The sequence below is a fragment of the Comamonas suwonensis genome, from assembly GCF_012844455.2.
Classification (GTDB): Bacteria; Pseudomonadota; Gammaproteobacteria; order Burkholderiales; family Burkholderiaceae_C; genus Comamonas; species Comamonas suwonensis.
Window position 1 is genome coordinate 1 of record NZ_JABBCQ020000016.1, and the last position, 19667, is coordinate 19667.

The 19667-nt window shown below is 60.5% G+C and carries 15 protein-coding genes; 10 read left to right on the plus strand and 5 right to left on the minus strand.

The window, feature by feature from the left end:
- Window positions 1–431: 431 nt before the first annotated feature.
- The 5 genes from HF327_RS16700 (at window position 432) to HF327_RS16720 (ending at window position 8726) form a co-directional block, all read left to right on the plus strand.
- Window positions 432–1844 carry an SWIM zinc finger family protein gene (locus HF327_RS16700; RefSeq protein ID WP_328701883.1) on the plus strand — a complete coding sequence of 471 codons (1413 nt, stop codon included), beginning with the start codon at window positions 432–434 and terminating at the stop codon, window positions 1842–1844.
- A complete protein-coding gene (locus tag HF327_RS16705; RefSeq protein ID WP_198461456.1) occupies window positions 1841–3619 on the plus strand; it encodes a DUF5691 domain-containing protein in 1779 nt (592 codons plus the stop codon). The genes HF327_RS16700 and HF327_RS16705 overlap by 4 nt, the downstream gene beginning before the upstream one ends.
- Window positions 3620–3653: 34 nt before the next feature.
- Complete coding sequence (locus HF327_RS16710) at window positions 3654–4736, plus strand: ATP-binding protein (protein WP_198461457.1); 1083 nt, start codon at window positions 3654–3656, stop codon at window positions 4734–4736.
- Between the two features lie 169 nt (window positions 4737–4905).
- Window positions 4906–7497 carry a DUF5682 family protein gene (locus HF327_RS16715; protein ID WP_198461458.1) on the plus strand — a complete coding sequence of 864 codons (2592 nt, stop codon included), beginning with the start codon at window positions 4906–4908 and terminating at the stop codon, window positions 7495–7497.
- 107 nt (window positions 7498–7604) lie between these two features.
- Window positions 7605–8726, plus strand: a complete 1122-nt coding sequence (locus tag HF327_RS16720) for a VWA domain-containing protein (protein ID WP_407927051.1) — start codon at window positions 7605–7607, stop codon at window positions 8724–8726.
- Between the two features lie 39 nt (window positions 8727–8765).
- On the opposite strand, the gene HF327_RS16725 is transcribed toward HF327_RS16720, so the two are convergent.
- Window positions 8766–8975: a hypothetical protein gene (locus tag HF327_RS16725; RefSeq protein ID WP_198461461.1), complete on the minus strand. Its 210-nt coding sequence runs from the start codon at window positions 8973–8975 to the stop codon at window positions 8766–8768.
- Window positions 8976–9120: 145 nt separating this feature from the next.
- Here HF327_RS16725 and HF327_RS16730 point away from each other — a divergent pair, with 145 nt between their 5' ends.
- The 4 genes from HF327_RS16730 (at window position 9121) to egtB (ending at window position 13750) form a co-directional block, all read left to right on the plus strand.
- The gene (locus HF327_RS16730) at window positions 9121–10134 is read left to right on the plus strand and encodes a DUF808 domain-containing protein (RefSeq protein ID WP_198461463.1); all 1014 of its coding nucleotides are present in this window, start codon (window positions 9121–9123) and stop codon (window positions 10132–10134) included.
- Window positions 10135–10343: 209 nt separating this feature from the next.
- Window positions 10344–10952, plus strand: coding sequence for an OmpW/AlkL family protein (locus HF327_RS16735; RefSeq protein ID WP_198461465.1), 609 nt, complete (start codon window positions 10344–10346; stop codon window positions 10950–10952).
- Window positions 10953–11355: 403 nt separating this feature from the next.
- Window positions 11356–12423 carry an L-histidine N(alpha)-methyltransferase gene (gene egtD / locus HF327_RS16740; protein ID WP_198461466.1) on the plus strand — a complete coding sequence of 356 codons (1068 nt, stop codon included), beginning with the start codon at window positions 11356–11358 and terminating at the stop codon, window positions 12421–12423.
- Window positions 12410–13750 carry an ergothioneine biosynthesis protein EgtB gene (egtB, locus tag HF327_RS16745; protein WP_198461467.1) on the plus strand — a complete coding sequence of 447 codons (1341 nt, stop codon included), beginning with the start codon at window positions 12410–12412 and terminating at the stop codon, window positions 13748–13750. The genes egtD and egtB overlap by 14 nt, the downstream gene beginning before the upstream one ends.
- A gap of 46 nt (window positions 13751–13796) precedes the next feature.
- Here egtB and HF327_RS16750 read toward each other — a convergent pair whose 3' ends face one another.
- Window positions 13797–15074, minus strand: coding sequence for an O-acetylhomoserine aminocarboxypropyltransferase/cysteine synthase family protein (locus HF327_RS16750; protein ID WP_198461468.1), 1278 nt, complete (start codon window positions 15072–15074; stop codon window positions 13797–13799).
- A gap of 209 nt (window positions 15075–15283) precedes the next feature.
- Here HF327_RS16750 and HF327_RS16755 point away from each other — a divergent pair, with 209 nt between their 5' ends.
- The gene (locus HF327_RS16755) at window positions 15284–16513 is read left to right on the plus strand and encodes a GGDEF domain-containing protein (RefSeq protein ID WP_198461469.1); all 1230 of its coding nucleotides are present in this window, start codon (window positions 15284–15286) and stop codon (window positions 16511–16513) included.
- Window positions 16514–16538: 25 nt separating this feature from the next.
- Here the strand turns inward: HF327_RS16755 and HF327_RS16760 are convergent, their stop codons facing one another.
- From HF327_RS16760 to HF327_RS16770, 3 genes are all read right to left on the minus strand, one after another.
- Window positions 16539–17183 (minus strand): 3'-5' exonuclease, encoded by a 645-nt coding sequence (locus HF327_RS16760; protein WP_198461470.1) that lies wholly within the window; start codon window positions 17181–17183, stop codon window positions 16539–16541.
- Between the two features lie 129 nt (window positions 17184–17312).
- Window positions 17313–18095, minus strand: a complete 783-nt coding sequence (locus HF327_RS16765; RefSeq protein ID WP_198461471.1) for an enoyl-CoA hydratase/isomerase family protein — start codon at window positions 18093–18095, stop codon at window positions 17313–17315.
- Window positions 18095–19651: an acyl-CoA synthetase gene (locus HF327_RS16770; protein WP_198461472.1), complete on the minus strand. Its 1557-nt coding sequence runs from the start codon at window positions 19649–19651 to the stop codon at window positions 18095–18097. Before HF327_RS16770 ends, HF327_RS16765 begins: the two co-directional genes overlap by 1 nt.
- Window positions 19652–19667 lie beyond the last annotated feature (16 nt).

A 19667-nucleotide genomic window follows, 5' to 3' on the forward strand; every position in this document is an offset into this window, starting at 1 on the left:
CGGGCATTTTCCGGGGTGTGGACCGTGAGGCCAACCTGAGCGTTAAGTACTATTGGTAAGCAAAAGTAGAGCCGGTGCCAAGGCTGATTTGGGGCGCAGTCGGCACTCGCATCTGCGCCAGCGCTGATGTGCTGACAGCCTGCTGCCCAAAGTGTCAGCGCCGGCAAGCCTCAAAGCCGGTTGATGCAAATCAGCTGGCTTTTTTGTGCTCCGGATTTTGATGCGTTTTCATCTGCGCGTTGCAACGGCAGTGATAGGCTGACGCATTTGGCGCAGCGCCAGGCCGTGAGCAGGCAAGCAACCGCCTCTTGCATCAGTCAGTGGCAAGGCGCTGTGGCCGATTTTTAGAATAATTTGCAGCTGGCCCTTGATATACAAGCGCATTAAGCTATCAAAATAGATGTGGCAACAGTTTGAGACGGGAGACTTGGGTGTCGCGTGTATTAGCAACGGAAGCAGAAGTTCTGGCCTTGTCGCCGGATGCCGCTTCGTCCAAAGCCGCCAAAGGGCTGCAATCCATCAACAAATGGCCGACCACGGGCAGCAACGATGTTGCCGTCTGGGGCGAATGCCAGGGTAGTGGCAGCAAGCCCTATCAAACCCAGGTCGACCTCAGCGGCCCGGCCTTCAAGTGCAGCTGCCCCAGCCGCAAATTTCCCTGCAAGCATGGCTTGGCATTGATGCTGCTGCGTGCGGCAGCTCAGGTGCCCGAAGGTGGTGAATCACCAGAATGGGTCAATGCCTGGCTGGGTGGCAGACAAGACAAGGCTGAGAAAAAAGAAGCCAAAGCGGCAGCCATTGCCGCTGCGCCTCCGGCCGATCCTGAAGTCCTTGCCAAACAGCAGGCCAAGCGCGATGACAAGCGCTGGGACAAAGTCGCTGCCGGTATGCAGGAGCTGTCGCTGTGGATGCAGGACATGGTGCGCACGGGCCTGGCCAATCAGTCCAGCGATGCGCAAGCCCGCCAGCACTGGAACACCATGGCTGCACGCATGGTCGATGCGCAGGCGACTGGCATGTCAGCCCGCATTAAAGAGGCTTGGGACGTGGTGGATAGCCATCCCAACTGGGCGCGTGACTTGCTGGTGCAACTGGGGCATTGGCAGTTGCTGGTCGACGCGGTCGAACGCCGCGAGTCGCTGAGCCCCGAAGTCAAAGCCGATGTCATGGCAGCGCTGGGCTGGCCCATGGACAAGGTCGAGGTGCAGGCGCTGGGCGAAACCATCAGCGACGACTGGCTGGTGGTCGGCTTGCGCATGCTGGAGCGTGAAGGCCGCCTGGTCGAACGCAGAGTCTGGTTGCAAGGTTTGCAGACCGGCCGCATGGCGTTGGTGCTGGACTATTCGCAAGGTGGGCGCGGCTTTGAAACCGCGTTGGTGCCGGGCTCCACCTATCGCAGCCGTTTGAGTTTTTATCCCGGCAACGCCCCGCTGCGGGCGATTGCCGCCAGCGGCGCGCAGGCATTGGCGCCTGCGGATGCCGCGCCGTTGACGCCAGCCGTCTTGGCCCAGCCCTTGCAGCGATTGAGCCAGCGCATTGCCGCCAATCCTTTGCAGTCCGTCCAGCCGTTGTGGTGCACGCAGGCACATTTGCTGTTTGCCGATGGGCAATGGCTGGTGGCCTGGCCGCAAGGCAAGGAGTCGCACGCTCCGGTTCCGGCCGTGATTGCGGATGAGCAAGCCTGGCATCTGCTGGCGCTGACGGGCGGTGCGCCCATGGCCTTGTTTGGCGAATGGGAGCCGGGGCCGCAACTGGGTCGCTGGCGTTTGCTCAGCGCCTGGCAGACCGATGAATCAGGTCAGGTCCTGCGCAAGCTGTGGCAGAACCAGGGAGAAGTTTTATGAGCAGCACCCATTTATGGGCGGCCTTGCAGCAGTCCAGCCTGGTCGGTGTCGATCGTTTGCCCGTGCCTGCGGCATTGCTTTCGGGTGCCGATGCCTCTCTGGCACCGACACGGCAAGCTTTGGAAAGTGCCCTGCAGCCGCCCGCGACATCGACCGCTGCGCAAGTGCTGCGGGCCAGTGCCGTGGCCGCTGTGCTGGAGCGTGCGGGCTGGACGCCCGGCGCGCAGATCAGACTGAGCCAGAGCCTGACGCTACCGGCCTTGCCTGCCGCAGAGTCGCGCCATGCACCGCAAAGCGTGCTGTTGCTGACCTTGATGAAGGATGTGCTGGAGCATGGCCCGCGAGACTTGCTGGCCCCCATGTTTCAGCGGCTGAATGAGGTCGGCATGCGCCTGTCGCATGAGTTGCTGGTGCCGGCCTTGAATGAAGGCCGCCAGTCTGTGGAGCTGCGCGCATGGCTGACGCCGGTGCTGGGTGAGCGTGGCCGCTGGCTGGCCGCATTGAACCCGCAGTGGGCCTATGCCAGCGGTGTGCAGGAGACGGCGAACGCCGAGCAGATCTGGCAGGAAGGCTCTATCGATCAGCGCGTGGCCTTGCTGCGCGATGAGCGCGCGCACGATGCCAGCCAGGCGCGTACCCGGCTGGAAGGCAGCCTCAAAGAACTCAGCGCCAAAGAGCGTGCGCCCATGGTGATGGCGCTGGAAATCAGCCTTTCCATTCAGGATGAGCCGCTGCTGGAAAAACTGCTGACCGATCGCAGCAAGGAGGTGCGTGAAAGCGCCGCCCGTCTGCTGTCGCGTCTGCCGCAAAGCGCGCACAGCCAGCGCATTACCGCCTGGCTGCAAGCCATGCTGAGTCAGGGAAGTAAAGGCGAATGGCAGATCGAGCCGCCCGAAGAAGGCCACAAGGACTGGGAGCGCGATGGCATTGCGCTGCAGCCGCCGGCCTATATCAAGGGCGTGAAAGCCTGGTGGCTGCAGCAGATGGTGGAGCTGGCACCGCTGGACTTCTGGATGCAGCAGCTGGGCATGACGCCCGAGCAACTGTGGGAGTGGAGCCGCCGCAGCGACTGGAAGACGGCGCTGCGCCAGGGGTGGCTGGCGGCTTTGCGCGATCAGCCGGATGTGCGCTGGATTGATCTGCTGCAGACCATGGACCGCGATGCGCGGGCCGAGTCCTTGCTGCCCGCCATGCTCAACCAGCTCAGTCCCGAGCAGCGCGAAGCCTATTGGCTGCGCCAGTTGCAGCAGGCCAAGGGCACGCTGATTGACCGCATCAACACGCTGGAAGGCGGCATGCCGGTGGTCGGCGAGTTTTCACTGCCCATGTCCGAGCGCGTGATGGACGAGCTGGACAAGGCTTTGGGCGGCAAGCAGGCCACAGGCAGCTGGCATAGCTGGCAGGCCGATCAGGCCATTCTGGTCTGCGCCCGCCGCTTGCATGCGGCGGTGTTGCCGCGCTTTGCAAAGCTCTGGCGCCAGTCTGTGCCAGCTCCTGAACCCAGGCTGGAAGTGGCTGAAGATTCCGAATCGGCCTCGGCCACTGAAACCGCGGTGATGCCGCGGCTGACCCAGCTGTGGCGCAAACTGGTCTCCAAGACCGATGCCGTGGTGGAAGAGGCCACAGCCGCTGTCGTGGTCAGCACTCTTACGCCAGAGCAGCAAGCCAGACTGGACCGCGCTCGCCTGCGTCCCTGGGATGACGCGCAGGTGCTGGCGCAACTGAACCGCATTGTCGATCTGCGCATGGCATTGCATGCCGAGCTGCGCAGCTGATCCCCATTTTCTGAATTCATACCGGAAGCACATCATGAGCCAAGTACTACGTCAGCACGCCGAGACGCAATTTGCCGAAGAACTCGATGCCCTGCAAAAAGTGGACGACCGCGCGCGTCCACAGAACTGGAAGCTCTCGCCCTGGGCCGTGCTGCAGTACCTCATGGGCGGCAAGCTGAGCAACGGCTTCGAGGTCAGCCCCAAATACATTGGCAGCCCGCGCCTGATGGAGATTGCGGTCTCCACCCTGGCCACCGACCGCGCTCTGCTGCTGTACGGCGTGCCGGGCACGGCCAAGTCCTGGGTGTCCGAGCATCTGTCGGCTGCCGTCAGCGGTGATTCGACCATGCTGATCCAGGGCACGGCAGGTACCAGCGAAGAGCAGCTGCGCTACGGCTGGAACTATGCCCAACTGCTGGCCCACGGCCCATCCGACAAGGCGCTGATCCCCAGCCCGCTGGTTCACGCCATGAAGCTGGGCAAGATTGCCCGCATCGAAGAGCTGACCCGCATCCCCGCCGATGTGCAGGACACCTTGATCACCGTGCTGTCTGAAAAGACCCTGCCCATTCCTGAACTCAGCAGCGAAGTGCAGGCCGTGCAGGGCTTTTCGGTCATCGCCACGGCCAACAACCGCGACAAGGGCGTGAACGAACTCTCCAGCGCCCTCAAGCGCCGTTTCAACACCGTGGTGTTGCCCGTGCCTGCGTCGCAAGATGCAGAAGTGCAGATCGTCACCAAGCGCGTGGCCGAACAAAGCCGCGCCCTGCAACTGCCTGCCGAGCCGCCCGCGCTGCAGGAAGTGCGCCGCGTGGTGCAAATCTTCCGCGAGCTGCGCAACGGCCAGACCGAAGACGGCAAGACCGTGCGCGTGAAGTCGCCCAGCTCCACGCTGTCTACGGCTGAGGCCATCTCGGTCATCAACAGCGGCATGGCACTGGCTGGCCACTTTGGCGATGGCGTGCTGCGCGCAGGCGATGTGGCCTCGGGCCTGTTGGGTGCTGTCATCAAAGACCCGGTGCAGGACACCGTGGTGTGGAAGGAGTATCTGGAAACCGTGGTCAAGGAACGCAGTGAGTGGAAGGATCTATATCGAGCCTGCCGCGAACAGCTGTGAGGTCTGTGAGCGACTAATACAGCTCTTGATACTTCGTTGCCTCACCTCGCCGTAGCGCTGCTACGGTATTCGGTGATGACGTCTCGTCTCAAACGCCCATCTGCGATGGGCTGAGCTGTCTTAGCCGCTTGAAGTTGGTTAATTTTTCCCTTCACAGTCCGACAAGCCCATGGCCACTTCCGCTGATTTGATTCATTTTTTTGGCATACGCCATCACGGCCCAGGCTGCGCGCGCAGCCTGCTGCAGGCACTTGAAGCTTTGCAGCCCGACTGCTTGCTGGTGGAGGGCCCACCTGAGGGCGAGTCGCTGCTGCCCATGCTGCAAAGCGCCGAGCTGCGCCCGCCCGTGGCCATGCTGGTCTATATGCAGGACACACCCAGTCAGGCGGCGTTTTATCCGTTTGCGGAGTTCTCGCCCGAATGGCAGGCGCTGCAATGGGCCAGTCGCAACAGCGTTGTCACGCGCTTTATAGACCTGCCCCAGACCCATGCCATGGCTATTGAGCTGGCGCGGCGCGAAGCCTTGAAACTGGCGGCGGACGCGGAGGACGATGCTGCGCAAGCGGGTGAGCTGGCAGTGGAAGAGTCGCCTGAAGATACAGCGCTTGAAGATGCCGGTGCCGAGGATGCATCAGATGCAGAAGCAGAATCCATCGATGCAGAAGTCGCAGCCGAACTGCCTGTCGAGATTCACCGTGATCCGCTGGACTGGCTGGCCCAGGCCGCTGGTTTTGAAGATGGTGAAACCTGGTGGAACCGGCTGGTCGAAGAGCGCGGCGACAGCGAATCGCTGTTTGAATCGATCAACGAAGCCATGACCGCCGTGCGCAGCGAGCTGGCCAAGGATGGTGAGCACTGGCGTGGCGAAGCCTATGTGCAGCGCGAGGCATTGCGCGAAGCCCATATGCGCCAGTGCATTCGCGAGGCCACCAAGGCGGGTTACCAGCGCATTGCAGTCGTTTGCGGTGCATGGCATGTACCCGCGCTGCAGCAAAGCGTCACGGCCAAGGCCGATGCAGCCCTGCTCAAGGGCTTGCCCAAGGCCAAGGTGCAGGCCACCTGGGCACCGTGGACATACCGCAATCTGGCCAGCCGCAGCGGCTATGGTGCGGGCGTGACCTCGCCGGGCTGGTACGAGCATTTGTGGCGCTGTTATCAGGCAGATATTGAATCAAAAAAGGTCGTGATCCAGGATGAGGAAGCGCTGCCAGCTATCAAAAATAGAGCAAATGGCGGAGTAACTCCCGCCATACTGCGCACCGCTGGCTGGCTGACGCGTGTAGCCCATTTGCTGCGTGAGAAAGACCTGGACTGCTCCAGCGCCCACATCATTGAAGCTACGCGCTTGGCCGAAAGTCTGGCCGCGCTGCGGGGTCAGCCAACGCCGGGGCTGGAGGAAATCAATGAATCCATCGTCACCGTCATCTGCATGGGCGAGAACGCGCCGCTGCAGCTGATAGAGGATGAACTGACCGTGGGCCATGTGCTGGGCGGCGTGCCCGCCGATGTGCCTCAGGTGCCGCTGCAGCGGGATATGGAGCAGCAGCAAAAGTCGCTGCGCATGAAGCCCGAAGCCGCAAGCAAGCTGCTGGCGCTGGACCTGCGCAAAGACATTGATCTGGCGCGCAGCCACTTCTTGCACCGCTTGCGCTTGCTGGGCATTGACTGGGGCACGCGCGCACAAGACGCGCAGCGCAATCGCGGCACCTTCCGTGAAAGCTGGCAGCTGCAGTGGGAGCCTGAGCTGGCCGTACGCATCATTGAAGCCAGTGTGCATGGCGCTACGGTGGCGCAGGCCGCGACGGCCAAGCTGCGTGCCAGTCTCAAGCCCGACACGGCGCTGCCTGAGATTGCCCAGGCGATTGACGACGCGCTGCTGGCCAATTTGCCCCAGCTGGTGGAAGCCCTGATTGAAACCTTGGCCGAGCGCGCCGCCACCACGGGCGATGTGGCCCAGCTGCTGCAGGCTCTGCCGCCGCTGGCCAATGTGTACCGCTATGGCAGCGTGCGCCAGACGGATACCGCTTTGCTGGCCACGGTGATTGATTCACTCATCGTGCGCGCCTCTATCGGCCTGCCCGTGGCCTGCATGGCCATGGATGACGATGCAGCGGCAGCCATGAAGGCCAAGGTGCTGGCCGCGCACGATGCCTTGCGTTTGCGCGGAACGGATGGCAAAGCGCAAGAAGCCGTGGACGCCTGGCGGGCCGCCCTGCGCAGTCTGGCCATGGGCGATGCGGCTGCCGCCTTGCTGCGCGGAATGGCCTGCCGTCTGTTGCTGGATGAGCATTTGCTGGAAAGCACCGAGGTGGTGCAGCAGTTCAACCGCAATCTGTCGCTGGGCGCTGCACCCATGGATGTGGCAGCCTGGCTGGATGGCTTTTTGAACCAGCAGGCGCTGGTGCTGCTGCACGACGAATCCATCTGGGGAGCGATTGATGCCTGGCTCAGCGGGCTTGGCGAAGTGCAATTTGCACAGATTTTGCCGCTGGTGCGCCGCAGCTTTGCCAATTTCAGCAAGCATGAGCGGCAAAGCCTGGGCGAGAAGGCCAAGCGGGTGCCTGTTTCAGGCTCGGGCGTGGCTGCACCGCTAGCAAGTAATGCCAGCGATGCAGGCGATGCTCCATGGGATGAGCAACGCGCTGCGTTGGCGCTGCCTGTGCTCAACGCACTTTTGGGTCTTAATCTGCCGCCGGCGCTTATAGATAAAGCACTGGTAGCTACTAATTTTGATGCGTCTTCTGCCAAGGTGTCACGATGAACCAGATAGCCAATACCGATATCGACACCGACGCTGACAGCGACACCGACGCACTTCAAGAGGTCACCGAAGAATTTCAGCCCACCAGTCGTTTGCAGCGCTGGCGCATGGTACTGGGCAGCCCGGCCGATGCCAGTTGCGGCGGCGTGACGGGCCGCTTGCAGGAAATGGACCAGACGCTGGCTGCCTTGTATGAGGAAGACAGCAAGCTCTCATCCCGCAAGGGCGGGCGCGGCAATTCATCGCCGTCCGTCTCGCGCTGGCTGGGTGATATCCGCAAGTACTTTCCCAGTCAGGTGGTGCAGGTCATGCAGCGCGATGCCATGGAGCGCCTGAACCTGCGCGAGTTGCTGCTGCAGCCCGAGATGCTGGAGAACGTGCAGCCCGATGTGCATCTGGTGGCCGATCTGATCTCGCTGGGCTCGGTCATTCCGCAAAACACCAAGGCCACGGCCCGGCTGGTGGTGCGCAAGGTGGTCGATGCGCTGATGAAAAAGCTGGAAGAACCCATGCGCAGCGCCGTGGCAGGTGCGCTGGACCGCAGCCAGCGCAATCGCCGCCCGCGCCATGCCGAGATTGACTGGAACCGCACGATTCGCGCCAATCTGCGCCACTGGCAGCCCGATTACCAGACCATCGTTCCCGAGACGCTGATTGGCTACGGCCGCAAGGCGCGTCGTCCGCAGCGCGAGGTGATTTTGTGCATTGACCAAAGCGGCTCCATGGCCAACTCGGTGGTCTACTCCAGCATCTTTGGCGCGGTGATGGCCAGTCTGCCCGCCGTGGCGACCAAGCTGGTGGTGTTTGATACAGCGGTGGTTGATCTGACGGAAAAGCTGGATGACCCGGTGGATGTGCTGTTTGGTGTGCAGCTGGGTGGCGGCACGGACATCAACGGTGCGGTCGGTTACTGCCAGGGCATCATTAGCGAGCCGCGCAACAGCATTCTGGTGCTGATCTCTGACTTGTATGAAGGGGGTGTGGAGTCCGGCCTGCTGCGCCGGGCCAATGAGCTGGTGGAGTCTGGCGTGCAGTTCATCACGCTGCTGGCGCTCAGCGATGAGGGTGCGCCGGCCTATGACGCCGATCTGGCGGCCAAACTGGCTGCCTTGGGTGTGCCATCGTTTGCTTGCACGCCAGATGCCTTCCCGCAACTGATGGCTGCCGCCATTCGCCGCGACGATGTGGCGGCCTGGGCGGCGACACAGGGCTTCAAGACCAGCAAATAAAAAACAGCCTGCAGTGGCAGGCTGTTTTGATGGGCTGGCTTAGTCCGCCAGAACCACGCCCAGCTTGGCCAGTTTGTTGGCCAGCACATCGCGTCGGCGAGCCGCTTTGTTGGCTGTTTCGGTCACGGTGGCGATGGTGCGCGGGCCTTTGCCAGCAGAGGCCTTGATCAGCTCCGCCTTCTTGGCGGCTTCCGCCGCGACTTTTCGGTAGCTGGCGATCAGCTCGGCGTGTGCAATAGGTTGGGTCACAGGATGTCCGTTCAATAAGAGCGCCCATTGTCGTTGCAAAACGCGCCAAGAACATTTTTAGCCGATGTGAATGGCAAATTCCTGTCGCAGTTACGACGCGGTTTAAAGGCATGATGACAGCCATTGAAACCAACAGGGGAGTGCGATGGCGGGTGCCGGCCTTTTGATGCTGCTTGACGATATTGCAGCCTTGCTTGATGACGTAGCGTTGATGACCAAGACCGCGGCGGGCAAAAGCACGGCGATTTTGGATGATGTGGCCATGCAGACCAAGGTGGCCATGCAGAAAACCGCCGGTGTGCTGGGTGACGATCTGGCGCTGAATGCCGAGCAGGTCACAGGTGTCAAGGCCAGTCGAGAGTTGCCGGTGGTCTGGGCCGTGGCCAAGGGCTCGTTATGGAACAAAGCCATTCTGGTGCCTGCCGCCTTGCTGATCAGTGCGTTTGCACCCTGGTTGATTACGCCGCTTTTGATGGTGGGCGGGGCTTTTCTGTGCTTTGAGGGTGTAGAAAAAATCCTGCACCTTTTTCACAAAAAGCAGGCGCACAGCGAGAAAGAAGTGGTGGTCGATGCGCAGGAGGCTGCTCTGAAGGGTGTGGCGCCGTCATCGGTGCGCGCGGCGCGTGAGCAGCATATGGACCCGATGGAGTACGAAAAGCAAAAGGTCAGTGGCGCGGTGCGTACCGACTTCATTTTGTCGGCCGAAATCATGGCGATTGCGCTGGGCACGGTCTCCACCAAACCGATCTGGGAGCAGGGCGCTGTGCTGGTTGTGGTGGCTCTGGCCATTACGGTGTTTGTCTATGGCCTGGTGGCTGCCATTGTGCGTATGGATGACGTGGGCGGCTGGCTGATGGCCAAGAGCAGCAGCGCCGCCAAGGCACTGGGCCGCAGCATGATTGCCTTTACGCCATGGCTGATGCGCGGGCTGTCGATTGTGGGCACGGCCGCCATGTTCATGGTGGGCGGCAGCTTGCTGGTGCACGGTATTGCGCCGATTGAGCATTGGGTGCAGGCGGTGGTGATTCCCTTGGGCGGCATGGCTTCTGCACTGGGCCCGGTGCTGGTACATGTGGTGGTGGGCGCAGCTATTGGCGGTGCGGTAGTGCTGTGCGTTGAGCTGTGGAGCAAGCTGCGCCCGGCTCAGATAGCTCATTAAAAGCAGTAGCTAACACCGCTGATGCAGCAATGGTTTGCGCTGCGTCAGACATCAAAGCGGGCGTGGCCATTGGGCAACGCCCGCTTTTTCTTTGGCGGAGTCGGTGGGTGGGTTGACCTGGGACAAACCCGGAAGCAGGTGGCTTTGCTTCAATCAACGCCAAGGGATGCAAACAAGTGCTCCCACCGATTTACTCAAGGAAAAAGCCCATGAAAAAGACTCTGATCGCGATTGCCGCCGCTGCCAGCGCACTGACTGCTGGTACCGCTTTTGCGCAATCCTTTGATGGCAGCAGCCCCTGGCAAGTGCGCGTGCGCGCTGTGCATCTGAATAGCGATAACGGCGGTGCCGCTGGTGATGCGGGTGTGAGCATCAACAACAAGTGGATGCCTGAAGTGGACGTGTCCTACTACTTCACACCCAACATCGCGGCTGAGCTGGTGCTGACCTACCCTCAAAAGCATGATGTGCGTCTGGGCGGCGACAAGGTGGGCTCGCTCAAGCACCTGCCCCCCACTTTGCTGGCGCAGTACCACTTCACCAATTTCGGCGCATTCAAGCCTTATGTGGGTGCCGGTGTGAACTACACACGCTTCTCGAACGTGAACATTGCCGATGGCGCAGTGACCGTGAAGAAAAACAGCTTTGGCGGCGCGCTGCAAGTGGGTTTTGACTATGCGCTGGACAAGAACTGGTCGCTGAACTTCGACATCAAGAAGGTGTATCTGGGCACCAAGGTCACCGGCGCAGGTCTGGAGAACGCCAAGTTCAAGGTTGACCCATGGCTGGTTGGCGTGGGTGTGGGCTATCGCTTCTGATAGAGCCACAGTAAAGAGTGATCTTGTCTCCGGACCTTCTGCCGGAGGCGAGGCTCACGCACCGCAGGCTCTGTGGTGCACTGAGGCCGGCAGGTCTGCATGACCGGCTGGCTTCAGAGGCTAGGGTGTATGTTTAGATCGGTATTCCGCGCAAGCGGGGTACCGATTTTTTTTGACTTTGATGCATTGGCTGACAAGTATTGCTTTTGTCAGCACCGTTGCATGGTGATGGGGTACAAAGAGTGCTGGCTTCAGTCCTACTTTGGCCGCCCGCTGGCGGCGCTAGGCTGATGACTACCCGGCTTGTGTGCGATGGTGATCGCGCTCTGCCGGGCTGGCGACCAGACTTGGCAGTGATGGTGGGGGAGCGGTCTCTCGCGATCAGCCTTTCAGGAGGATGAGCATGCGCGCGGTACCGGACAGACAGGCAGCATCTATCGAATTTCTCTCTCGTGCCGGGCGCATTCCCTTGCCTCTGCCGTCTTTACAGGTTCCGCCGCCGCGCCAGGGCGGGGATGACGATGTCCGTGCCGCCACGCAGCGTCCCCAGGGCGCTCAGGCGGCGTTGCGACACGAGCTTGCGCAAGGCCTGATGCAGCAGCAGGCACAGATCTCTCCCAAGTTTCTGTACGACGCGCGCGGCTGTGCCTTGTTTGAACAGATTACGCAGCTGCGCGAGTATTACCCCACGCGCACCGAGGCGGCGATCATGGCGCAGCACGAAGTCGAAATGGCCGAGGCCATGAGTGGCTGCCAGGTGCTGATCGAGCTGGGTGCTGGCAATTGCGAGAAGGTGCGGCGTCTGTGCCGCAGTGTGGCACCACTGCAATTTGTGGGCGTGGATATTGCGGTGGAGTTTCTGCAGCAGGCCGTTGTACGGCTGGGGCAGGACTTTCCGCAGATGACGGCACGGGCCGTTGCCGCGGACTTCACTGCCGACTGGCATTTGCCGCCAGACGTGCCGCAGGGCCGACGCGAGCTGTTTTATCCGGGCTCTTCCATTGGCAATTTCGATACGCAGCAGGCACTGCATATGCTCAAACATATGCATTCGCTGCTGAATGGTGATGGAGGCCTGCTGATCGGTATAGATTTGCCCAAGTCGCTACCTGTTTTGATAGCTGCTTACGATGACGAACAGGGCGTTACGGCCGAATTCAATCTTAATGTGCTCAGCCATGTGAATCGTTTGCTGGGCAGCGATTTCAAGCCCCAGGACTGGGAGCATGAGGCCTGTTTTGATCCCCGGCATTCACGCATAGAAATGCATTTGCGTGCGCGCCATGGTGTCATGGTGTGCTGGCCACAGGGTGTGCGTTACTTTGCGCAGGGCGAGACCATTCATACGGAAAACAGCTACAAGTACCCCTTGTCTGATTTTCTCTCCATGCTGAGGGCTGCGGGTTTTGGTGCAACCCGGGTCTGGACCGATGAGCAGCAGTGGTTTGCTGTCATTCATGCCCATGCGTGAAGTGCCTGATCAAGGACTGCAGCCCATGAGGCCTGCGCATGCCGGTCGGCCCGACTGGGCGGCATTGGCGCTTCAGTACGAGAGGGTCCGCGCGCATACGCAAAGGCTGGCCGCACCGCTGTCCGCTGAAGATGCCTGTGTGCAATCCATGCCCGATGCCAGCCCGGCCAAGTGGCATCTGGCGCACAGCAGCTGGTTTTTCGAGACCTTTGTTCTTTCTGTACACCAGCAAGGGTATAGCCCTTTTGACGTCAGCTTTCGCATGCTCTTCAACTCCTACTACCAGCAGGTAGGCGCGCGCCATCCTCGAGCCCAGCGCGGCTTGCTGACCAGGCCGCCTCTGGCTTATGTGATGGCTTACCGCGCGGCAGTCGATGCGCAGATGCTGGCGCTGATGACCGGGATGAACGCAAGGAGTACGGTAGAGCAGGCGGCCGTTGCTCAGCTCATTGCCCTGGGCCTGCAGCATGAGCAGCAGCATCAGGAGCTGCTGCTGACCGACGTCAAGCATTTGCTGTCCTGTCACCCTCTCTGGCCTGCCTATGCTTCAGACGGCTTGGTGAATGCGAGCCTTGAAAGGGCCGCCGCCGACCTCGCATGGCAATCGATTGAGGCGGGGGTCTATGCCATTGGCCATGGCGGCAGTGGCTTTGCTTTTGACAATGAAATGCCAAGACACAGCGTGTATGTGCAAGCGGCGCAGATTGCACTGAGACCGGTGAGTAATGGAGAGTATTTGCGCTTTGTGCTGGAGGGGGGCTACAGCCAGCCGCAATGGTGGCTGTCTGAAGGCTGGGACTGGTGCCAGGCTCAGCAACTGAGCCATCCCTGGTATTGGCGGGCCCTGGAAAATAGTGCCGGAGCAGTGGGCTGGCAGGAGTTCAGCTTGCATGGCGCGGTTGCCTTGCATGTGCAGCGGCCAGTTTGCCATCTCTCCTACTTCGAAGCCGATGCCTATGCGCGCTGGGCTGGTGCACGTCTGCCCACGGAGATGGAGTGGGAAGTGGCTATGGGTGTGTATGGATGGCCTGAGCTTTTGTTGGGTGCCAACCCAAGCCTGCATCCAGAACCCATGACAGGCGACCCTGGACCCGCCATAGGTCGGGTCTGGGAGTGGACCCAATCGTCCTATGCCGCCTATCCGGGCTTTCGCGTGGCCGAAGGTGCCGTGGGCGAATACAACGGCAAATTCATGGTCAATCAATATGTTCTGCGTGGTGGCTCTTGCCTGACACCTGCCGGTCATGCTCGGCTGAGCTATCGCAACTTCTTTCCGGCGACAGCACGCTGGCAGATGACGGGGCTGCGTCTGGCACGCGACGCGTGAGCGTCTCGCGCCAGCGCTTCAACAGCCTTAGCGCTGCAGAGCTTGCTTAAACCTGTTCGAGCGCCTGACTCAGGTCGGCCAGCAGGTCGTCAATGTGCTCAATACCCACCGACAGGCGCACCATGCCTTCGGTCACGCCCGCCTTGGCCAGCTCGGCGGCATCCAGCTGGCGGTGCGTGGTGGATGCGGGGTGGGTGGCCAGCGATTTGGCGTCGCCAATGTTCACCAGGCGCGTGAACAGTTGCAGCGCATCCAGGAAGCGCGCACCGGCGGCGCGGCCTTCGTCGCCCTTGAGGCTGAACGACAAAATGCCTGAGGCGCGACCTCCCGACTGCTTTTGCACAATGGCATGGTCAGGGTGATCCTTCAGTCCGGCATAGCGCACCCATTCCACCTTGGAGTGGTTCTGCAGCACTTCGGCAATCTTTTGCGTGTTTTCGCAGATGCGGTCCATGCGCAGAGCCAACGTCTCAATGCCTTGCAAAATCTGGAAGGCGTTTTGCGGTGAGATGGCCGCGCCCATATTGCGCAGCGGCACCACACGGGCGCGGCCAATAAAGGCGGCCGGGCCCAGTGCTTCGGTGTAGACCACGCCGTGGTAGCTGACGTCGGGCTCGTTCAGGCGCTTGAAGCGGGCTTTGTGTTCGGCCCAGGGGAATTTGCCGCTGTCCACAATCGCGCCGCCTACGCTGGTGCCGTGGCCGCCCAGGTATTTGGTCAGCGAGTGCACCACGATGTCGGCACCAAACTCGATAGGGCGCAGCAGGTAGGGCGATGGCACGGTGTTGTCCACGATCAGCGGCACGCCGTGGGCATGGGCCACATCGGCCAGTGCGCGGATGTCGGTCACATTGCCCAGCGGGTTACCGATGGATTCGATAAACACGGCCTTGGTTTTGGCGTCGATCAGCGCGCCAAAGCTGGCAGGGTCGCGCGGGTCGGCAAAGCGCACTTCAATGCCTTGCTGCGGGAAGGTGTGGGCAAACAGGTTGTAGGTGCCGCCATACAGCGTGCTGGCGCTGACGATGTTGTCGCCGGCTTCGGCCAGTGTCTGGATGGCGGCGGTGATGGCTGCCATGCCCGATGCCACGGCCAGTCCGGCAATACCGCCCTCCAGCGCAGCGACGCGCTTTTCCAGCACGTCGGTGGTGGGGTTCATGATGCGGGTGTAGATATTGCCCGGCACCTTCAAATCAAACAAATCCGCGCCATGCTGGGCACTGTCAAACGCATAGGCCACCGTCTGGTAGATGGGCACAGCCACAGCCTTGGTGGTGGGGTCGGGCGAGTAGCCGGCATGTACGGCGAGAGTCTCTATGCGCATGTGTCTCTTTCAGTTGGTTATTTGAAGCCCTAAGTAAAAACCAAGGCTTCGCAGATTATGAGTAGCCAGCTTCATCAAATGAACGACCTAATTGCTATGTGCTTATGCCAGCGCAAGCCATCAACATCGAAATTGAAATATTCAGTGCTTTGTTTAATAGAGAATTGCTGACAAAATAATTCACAATTTCTTACATTGCGAATGCCTTCTTGAACCAGCCAGCCATCACGTACTTTGCTTTGATAGCGCCCGCTTGCGTGGTGTTGTTTGGGTTTGCCTTGCTGACTTGCTGGTATGTGCAGCGCCGTCAGCCGCAGGCGGTATTTCTGCTCTGGCTCAGCGGCAGTTTTATGTCGTTGGCAACGGCACTGGCCCTGCAAAGCTTGATGAGTAATGCCCAGTTGGGGCAGTTCGCACTGGCTACCGCTTGCCTGTATCTGATGGGCTGCTGGTCATTGGCGCAAGGCATGTCCCTTCGCCTGCGAGGCAAGGGGGTCAGTGTGAGCGGTGGCTTGTTGATTGCCTCGGTCACTCTGGCGGTACTGTTCTATTACTCGCAACTAGAAAATAATTTGCTGCTTCGCATTCAAAGTTTGGCGTTCGCCATGGCTTTGATGCAGGCACTGGCCTTACCGGCATTTGTTCAGCTCAAGCCTGCTCAGGACTGGGTGGAGAGTCTGGTGCGCTGGACCTATGGGATCAGCGTTGGCTATGCCTTGTTCAGGCCGCTGGCCGTAAGCCTTTTGCCTGTGAATGAGCTGCAGGAGTTGACGCGCTCGGGTTACTGGGCTTTTGCGCAAGTCATGGCTCTGGTGTTTGCCATGCTGTTCACGGTGGGACTGCTGGCTTGCTCGGTGAGAGATATGGTGACCAATTTGCGGGATGAGCGTAATCGCGACCCGCTCACCCGACTGCTCAACCGCCGCGCTTTTATGGAAGCTGGGCAGTCGGTGTTGGCTGACCGCAGACTGGCTCCTTGGGCGCTGGTGGCGGTGGACATCGATCACTTCAAACGCATCAATGACAACTGGGGTCATGCAGCAGGTGATCAGGTTTTGGTGCAGCTGGGTCAGTTGCTGCCGCAGCAGGTGCGAGATAAAGATCTGGTGGCCCGGTTTGGTGGCGAAGAATTCATCCTGCTGCTCAACCGCGTTCAGATGAGCGAGGCACATCCCGTTGTTGACCGAGTGCGGATGCAGATGCGTGCCCATGCGTTTGAGCATCTGCCAGAGCGTATCCGCATGACGGCCAGCTTTGGCATCGTGCCAGTGCGCTCTGCCGAAGAACTGGCCGAGGCACTGTGCCAGGCAGATGCTCTGCTCTATGCCGCCAAGAGGGCGGGCCGGGACTGCGTGCAGGCTGCGATGACCGTTGCTAGGCCCATCGATGATGAGCATGCAGCTATTGAATCAGTAGCTGATACCGCTTTATCTGCATAGGCTAGAGGCCTGTTTGACTCAGAAATCAAGCTTGAGGGTTATGCCGTCGGCGTTGGGGTTGAGCGGGAACCGTGCTTTCCCAGGCCGCCAGATGCGCGTAAATCACGGCCGGAGCATGGGCATCGTTGGCGGCATAGCGCCGCTGGGCTGGAGTCAGGTCTATTGCCGCCCAGTTGGAGGTGGTGGTGCGCTTGGACTTGCGAAAGCTCTGTTTGAGCACCAGCGCTGCAGCCGCCCGCACACCCACTGATGCGCCATATCCCAGTTGCTTGAAGCGGCTGTCCAAATCTTGAATATTCACCAGCGGTGCGCCCAGCCTGCGGGGCAGAGTGTGCTTGTCATTGTCCAGTCCAAAACCGACCTTGCAGATATGTTCGGCGACCAGCACCTGGCGTGACAGCTCAAGGGCCAAAGGCAGGTGCAGTTGCAGCAGCCAGGCTTGTTGCGTCGTTGCGAGCTGCACCAGGTGAGGGCCGCTGTCATGCTGGCCTACGTTGAAAAGTGGTTTGCTCTCCGTATCAAAGCCCAGCACCGGCTCGGCGTTGATGGCGCGGAACGCGGCCTCAAATTCAGCCTGTGTCTGGGGGATATGGATTGCCTGTTCTGGCAGTTCCAAAAACTGGGGAAGCAGGGCGCTTTCGTCCTTGTTAGGGGCAATGAGTCTGTGCATGACGGTGATTACACACCAGCTTTTCTTATCCCCAGTACATGTGGGCTGGCCTGTGGGTAAATAGCGGCAAAACCTTTCAAAGCCTTTGCTGGTAACGCTTTGAAAGGAGTGCCTGAAAAATAGGCGATATCAGCGGCGAACAAATATGGGAGTCCGCTTTTCCAGAAAGGCGTTGACGCCCTCAAGGCTGTTGGCTGTGTCGGCGCAGTCGCTGATCGCGTAGCGCTCCGCTTCGAGATGGGCTTGCAAAGCATGGCTGTGAGCCTCGTCGCAGAGCTTTTTGATGTGGGCCAGCGAGTCGGTAGCGCCTGCCGCCAGTTCCTCGGCGAGTTGCAGCGCCTGAGAAGCCAGTGCATCGGGCTCATGCAGCTCGTCAAAGATGCCCATGCGCAGGCATTCCTGAGCCGATGCCGGGCGGTTGCTCATCAGCAGATATTTGGCGCGAGAAGCACCGGCGCGGCGCGTGAGGTAGTAGGACGAGCCTAGGTCGGGGCTGAGACCAATGGCGGAGTAGCCGCCGCGCAAGAACACCGTGGTTGAGGCCAGCACGATATCGGCGCACAGACCGATGCCAATACCGCCGCCACCCAGCGCGCCTTGAATGGCGCTGATGACGGGGATGGGCAGTGTGGCCAGCGTGTGCATGGCGGGGTTGAGAACGGCCAGAATTTCATGGATGGTTTGCGGCAGCCGATCCCGGTTTTGCACAAATTCGCGGATATCGCCACCCACGCAAAACTGCTTGCCCGAAGCTGAAATCAGGATCGCACCAACGTCAGCCACGAGAGCCTGCTGCACCACGCCTGCCAGTGCATGTGCCATGGGCGTGCTGATGACATTACCCAGCTCGGGCTGGTTCAGCAGGATATGACCCACGCCGTTGCGCTCTTTCCAGAGGACGAGATCAGACATCAGGCGACCTTTCTTTCTTGGTGGGCCCAGAACGGGGCACGTAATGTGGTTTTGAGAATCTTGCCTGCGCCAGACAGTGGCATGGTCTCGACAAAAGATACTTCACGCGGGCACTTGTAGCTGGCGATGCGAGCCTTGCAAAAATCAATCAGCTCTTCGGCCTCCAGCACCTGCCCTGGTTTGCGCACGATGAAGACATGCACTTGCTCGCCCCAGTGCTCATGCGGCGTGCCGATGACGGCGCAGGCTGCGACGGCAGGGTGGGTGGCAATCACGCTTTCCACTTCAATGCTGTAGACGTTTTCGCCGCCGGTGACGATCATGTCCTTGATACGGTCCACGACGAATACATAGCCGTCTTCATCCATGCGCCCACCGTCACCGGTGTGCATCCAGCCGTTGCGGATGGCAGCCGCAGTCTCTGCCGGCTTGTTCCAGTAACCGAGCATGACACCCGGGCCCCGTACGACGACTTCACCCACTTCGCCGCGCGGCAGCTCATTGCCTTCGGTGTCGACAATGCGTACTTCGGTGCAGACCGTGGCGCGGCCTGCGCTGCGATGCCAGCCCTTGGCACGGCCTTTCTCGCGGTGCATTTCGGGTTTGAGAATGGTGGCTACGGGGGAGAGTTCTGTCATGCCGTAGGCCTGAATAAAGCCAGCATGAGGGATGGCCTTCATGGCGCGGTCCAGCAGTCCTTCTGAGATGGGCGAGGCTCCGTACAACATCTGCTGCAGGGAGCTCAGGTCGTATTGATGGATATCTGGGTGATCCACCAGCATCTGAATCATGGTGGGGACCAGCAGCATGTCTGTCACGCCGTGGGCGGCGATGGCCTGCAATACACCAATCGGGTCAAAGCGCGGCAGCATGACGTGGCAGCAGCCTGCAGCAAACAGGCCATTCATGAAAGCGCCATCGGCCAGGTGGAACATGGGGGCGGCATGCAGGCCAATGCTGCCGCGCCGCACTGTGCCTTCGGCTACACCCAGAATCGAGTTGGTGTAGAGGTTGCCATGACTGAGCATCACGCCCTTGGGAGAGCCTGTGGTGCCGCCGGTATAGAACACCCCTGCCAGATCATTGCCGCTGCGCATGGCATCTTCGACAGGGGCAGCCTCGGCAACCAGCGCTTCATAAGACAGCATGCCTTGCGGCGCAGGACCATCACCCAGATGAATCAGCGTCTTCAGAGCGCGGGAGAGATTTTTGATCTCTGGAATGAGAGGCACAAACGTATCGTCCACCAGCAGGATATGGGTCTCGCAATCGTCCAGAGAGTAGGCGATCTCGGCAGCACTCCAACGAATATTGATGGGGTTGACCGCAGCCCCCGCCCAGTAGCTGGCCATGTAGTACTCCAGATACCAGTCAGAGTTCAGGCTCAGAATGCCGACCCGGTCGCCGGGCTGCACATCCAGTGTTCGCAGAGCACCTGCAAAGCGGGCTACGCGGTCGCCCAGTTGCGTAAAGCTGCGTTGGCGTCCGTTGTAAATGCTGGCGGTGGCATTGGGAGACTGTTGAATGGCACGGCGCAGACTTTGAGTGAGGTACATGGCAAGCCTTTCGGGG

Coding starts and splice junctions, on each gene's coding strand:
- HF327_RS16735 (WP_198461465.1), top strand. CDS start 10,344: ATGAAAAAGACTCTGATCGCGATTGCCGCCGCTGCCAGCGCACTGACT.
- HF327_RS16710 (WP_198461457.1), top strand. CDS start 3,654: ATGAGCCAAGTACTACGTCAGCACGCCGAGACGCAATTTGCCGAAGAA.
- HF327_RS16760 (WP_198461470.1), bottom strand. CDS start 17,183: ATGCACAGACTCATTGCCCCTAACAAGGACGAAAGCGCCCTGCTTCCC.
- HF327_RS16720 (WP_407927051.1), top strand. CDS start 7,605: ATGGTACTGGGCAGCCCGGCCGATGCCAGTTGCGGCGGCGTGACGGGC.
- HF327_RS16770 (WP_198461472.1), bottom strand. CDS start 19,651: ATGTACCTCACTCAAAGTCTGCGCCGTGCCATTCAACAGTCTCCCAAT.
- egtD (WP_198461466.1), top strand. CDS start 11,356: ATGCGCGCGGTACCGGACAGACAGGCAGCATCTATCGAATTTCTCTCT.
- HF327_RS16715 (WP_198461458.1), top strand. CDS start 4,906: ATGGCCACTTCCGCTGATTTGATTCATTTTTTTGGCATACGCCATCAC.
- egtB (WP_198461467.1), top strand. CDS start 12,410: ATGCCCATGCGTGAAGTGCCTGATCAAGGACTGCAGCCCATGAGGCCT.
- HF327_RS16730 (WP_198461463.1), top strand. CDS start 9,121: ATGGCGGGTGCCGGCCTTTTGATGCTGCTTGACGATATTGCAGCCTTG.
- HF327_RS16705 (WP_198461456.1), top strand. CDS start 1,841: ATGAGCAGCACCCATTTATGGGCGGCCTTGCAGCAGTCCAGCCTGGTC.
- HF327_RS16750 (WP_198461468.1), bottom strand. CDS start 15,074: ATGCGCATAGAGACTCTCGCCGTACATGCCGGCTACTCGCCCGACCCC.
- HF327_RS16765 (WP_198461471.1), bottom strand. CDS start 18,095: ATGTCTGATCTCGTCCTCTGGAAAGAGCGCAACGGCGTGGGTCATATC.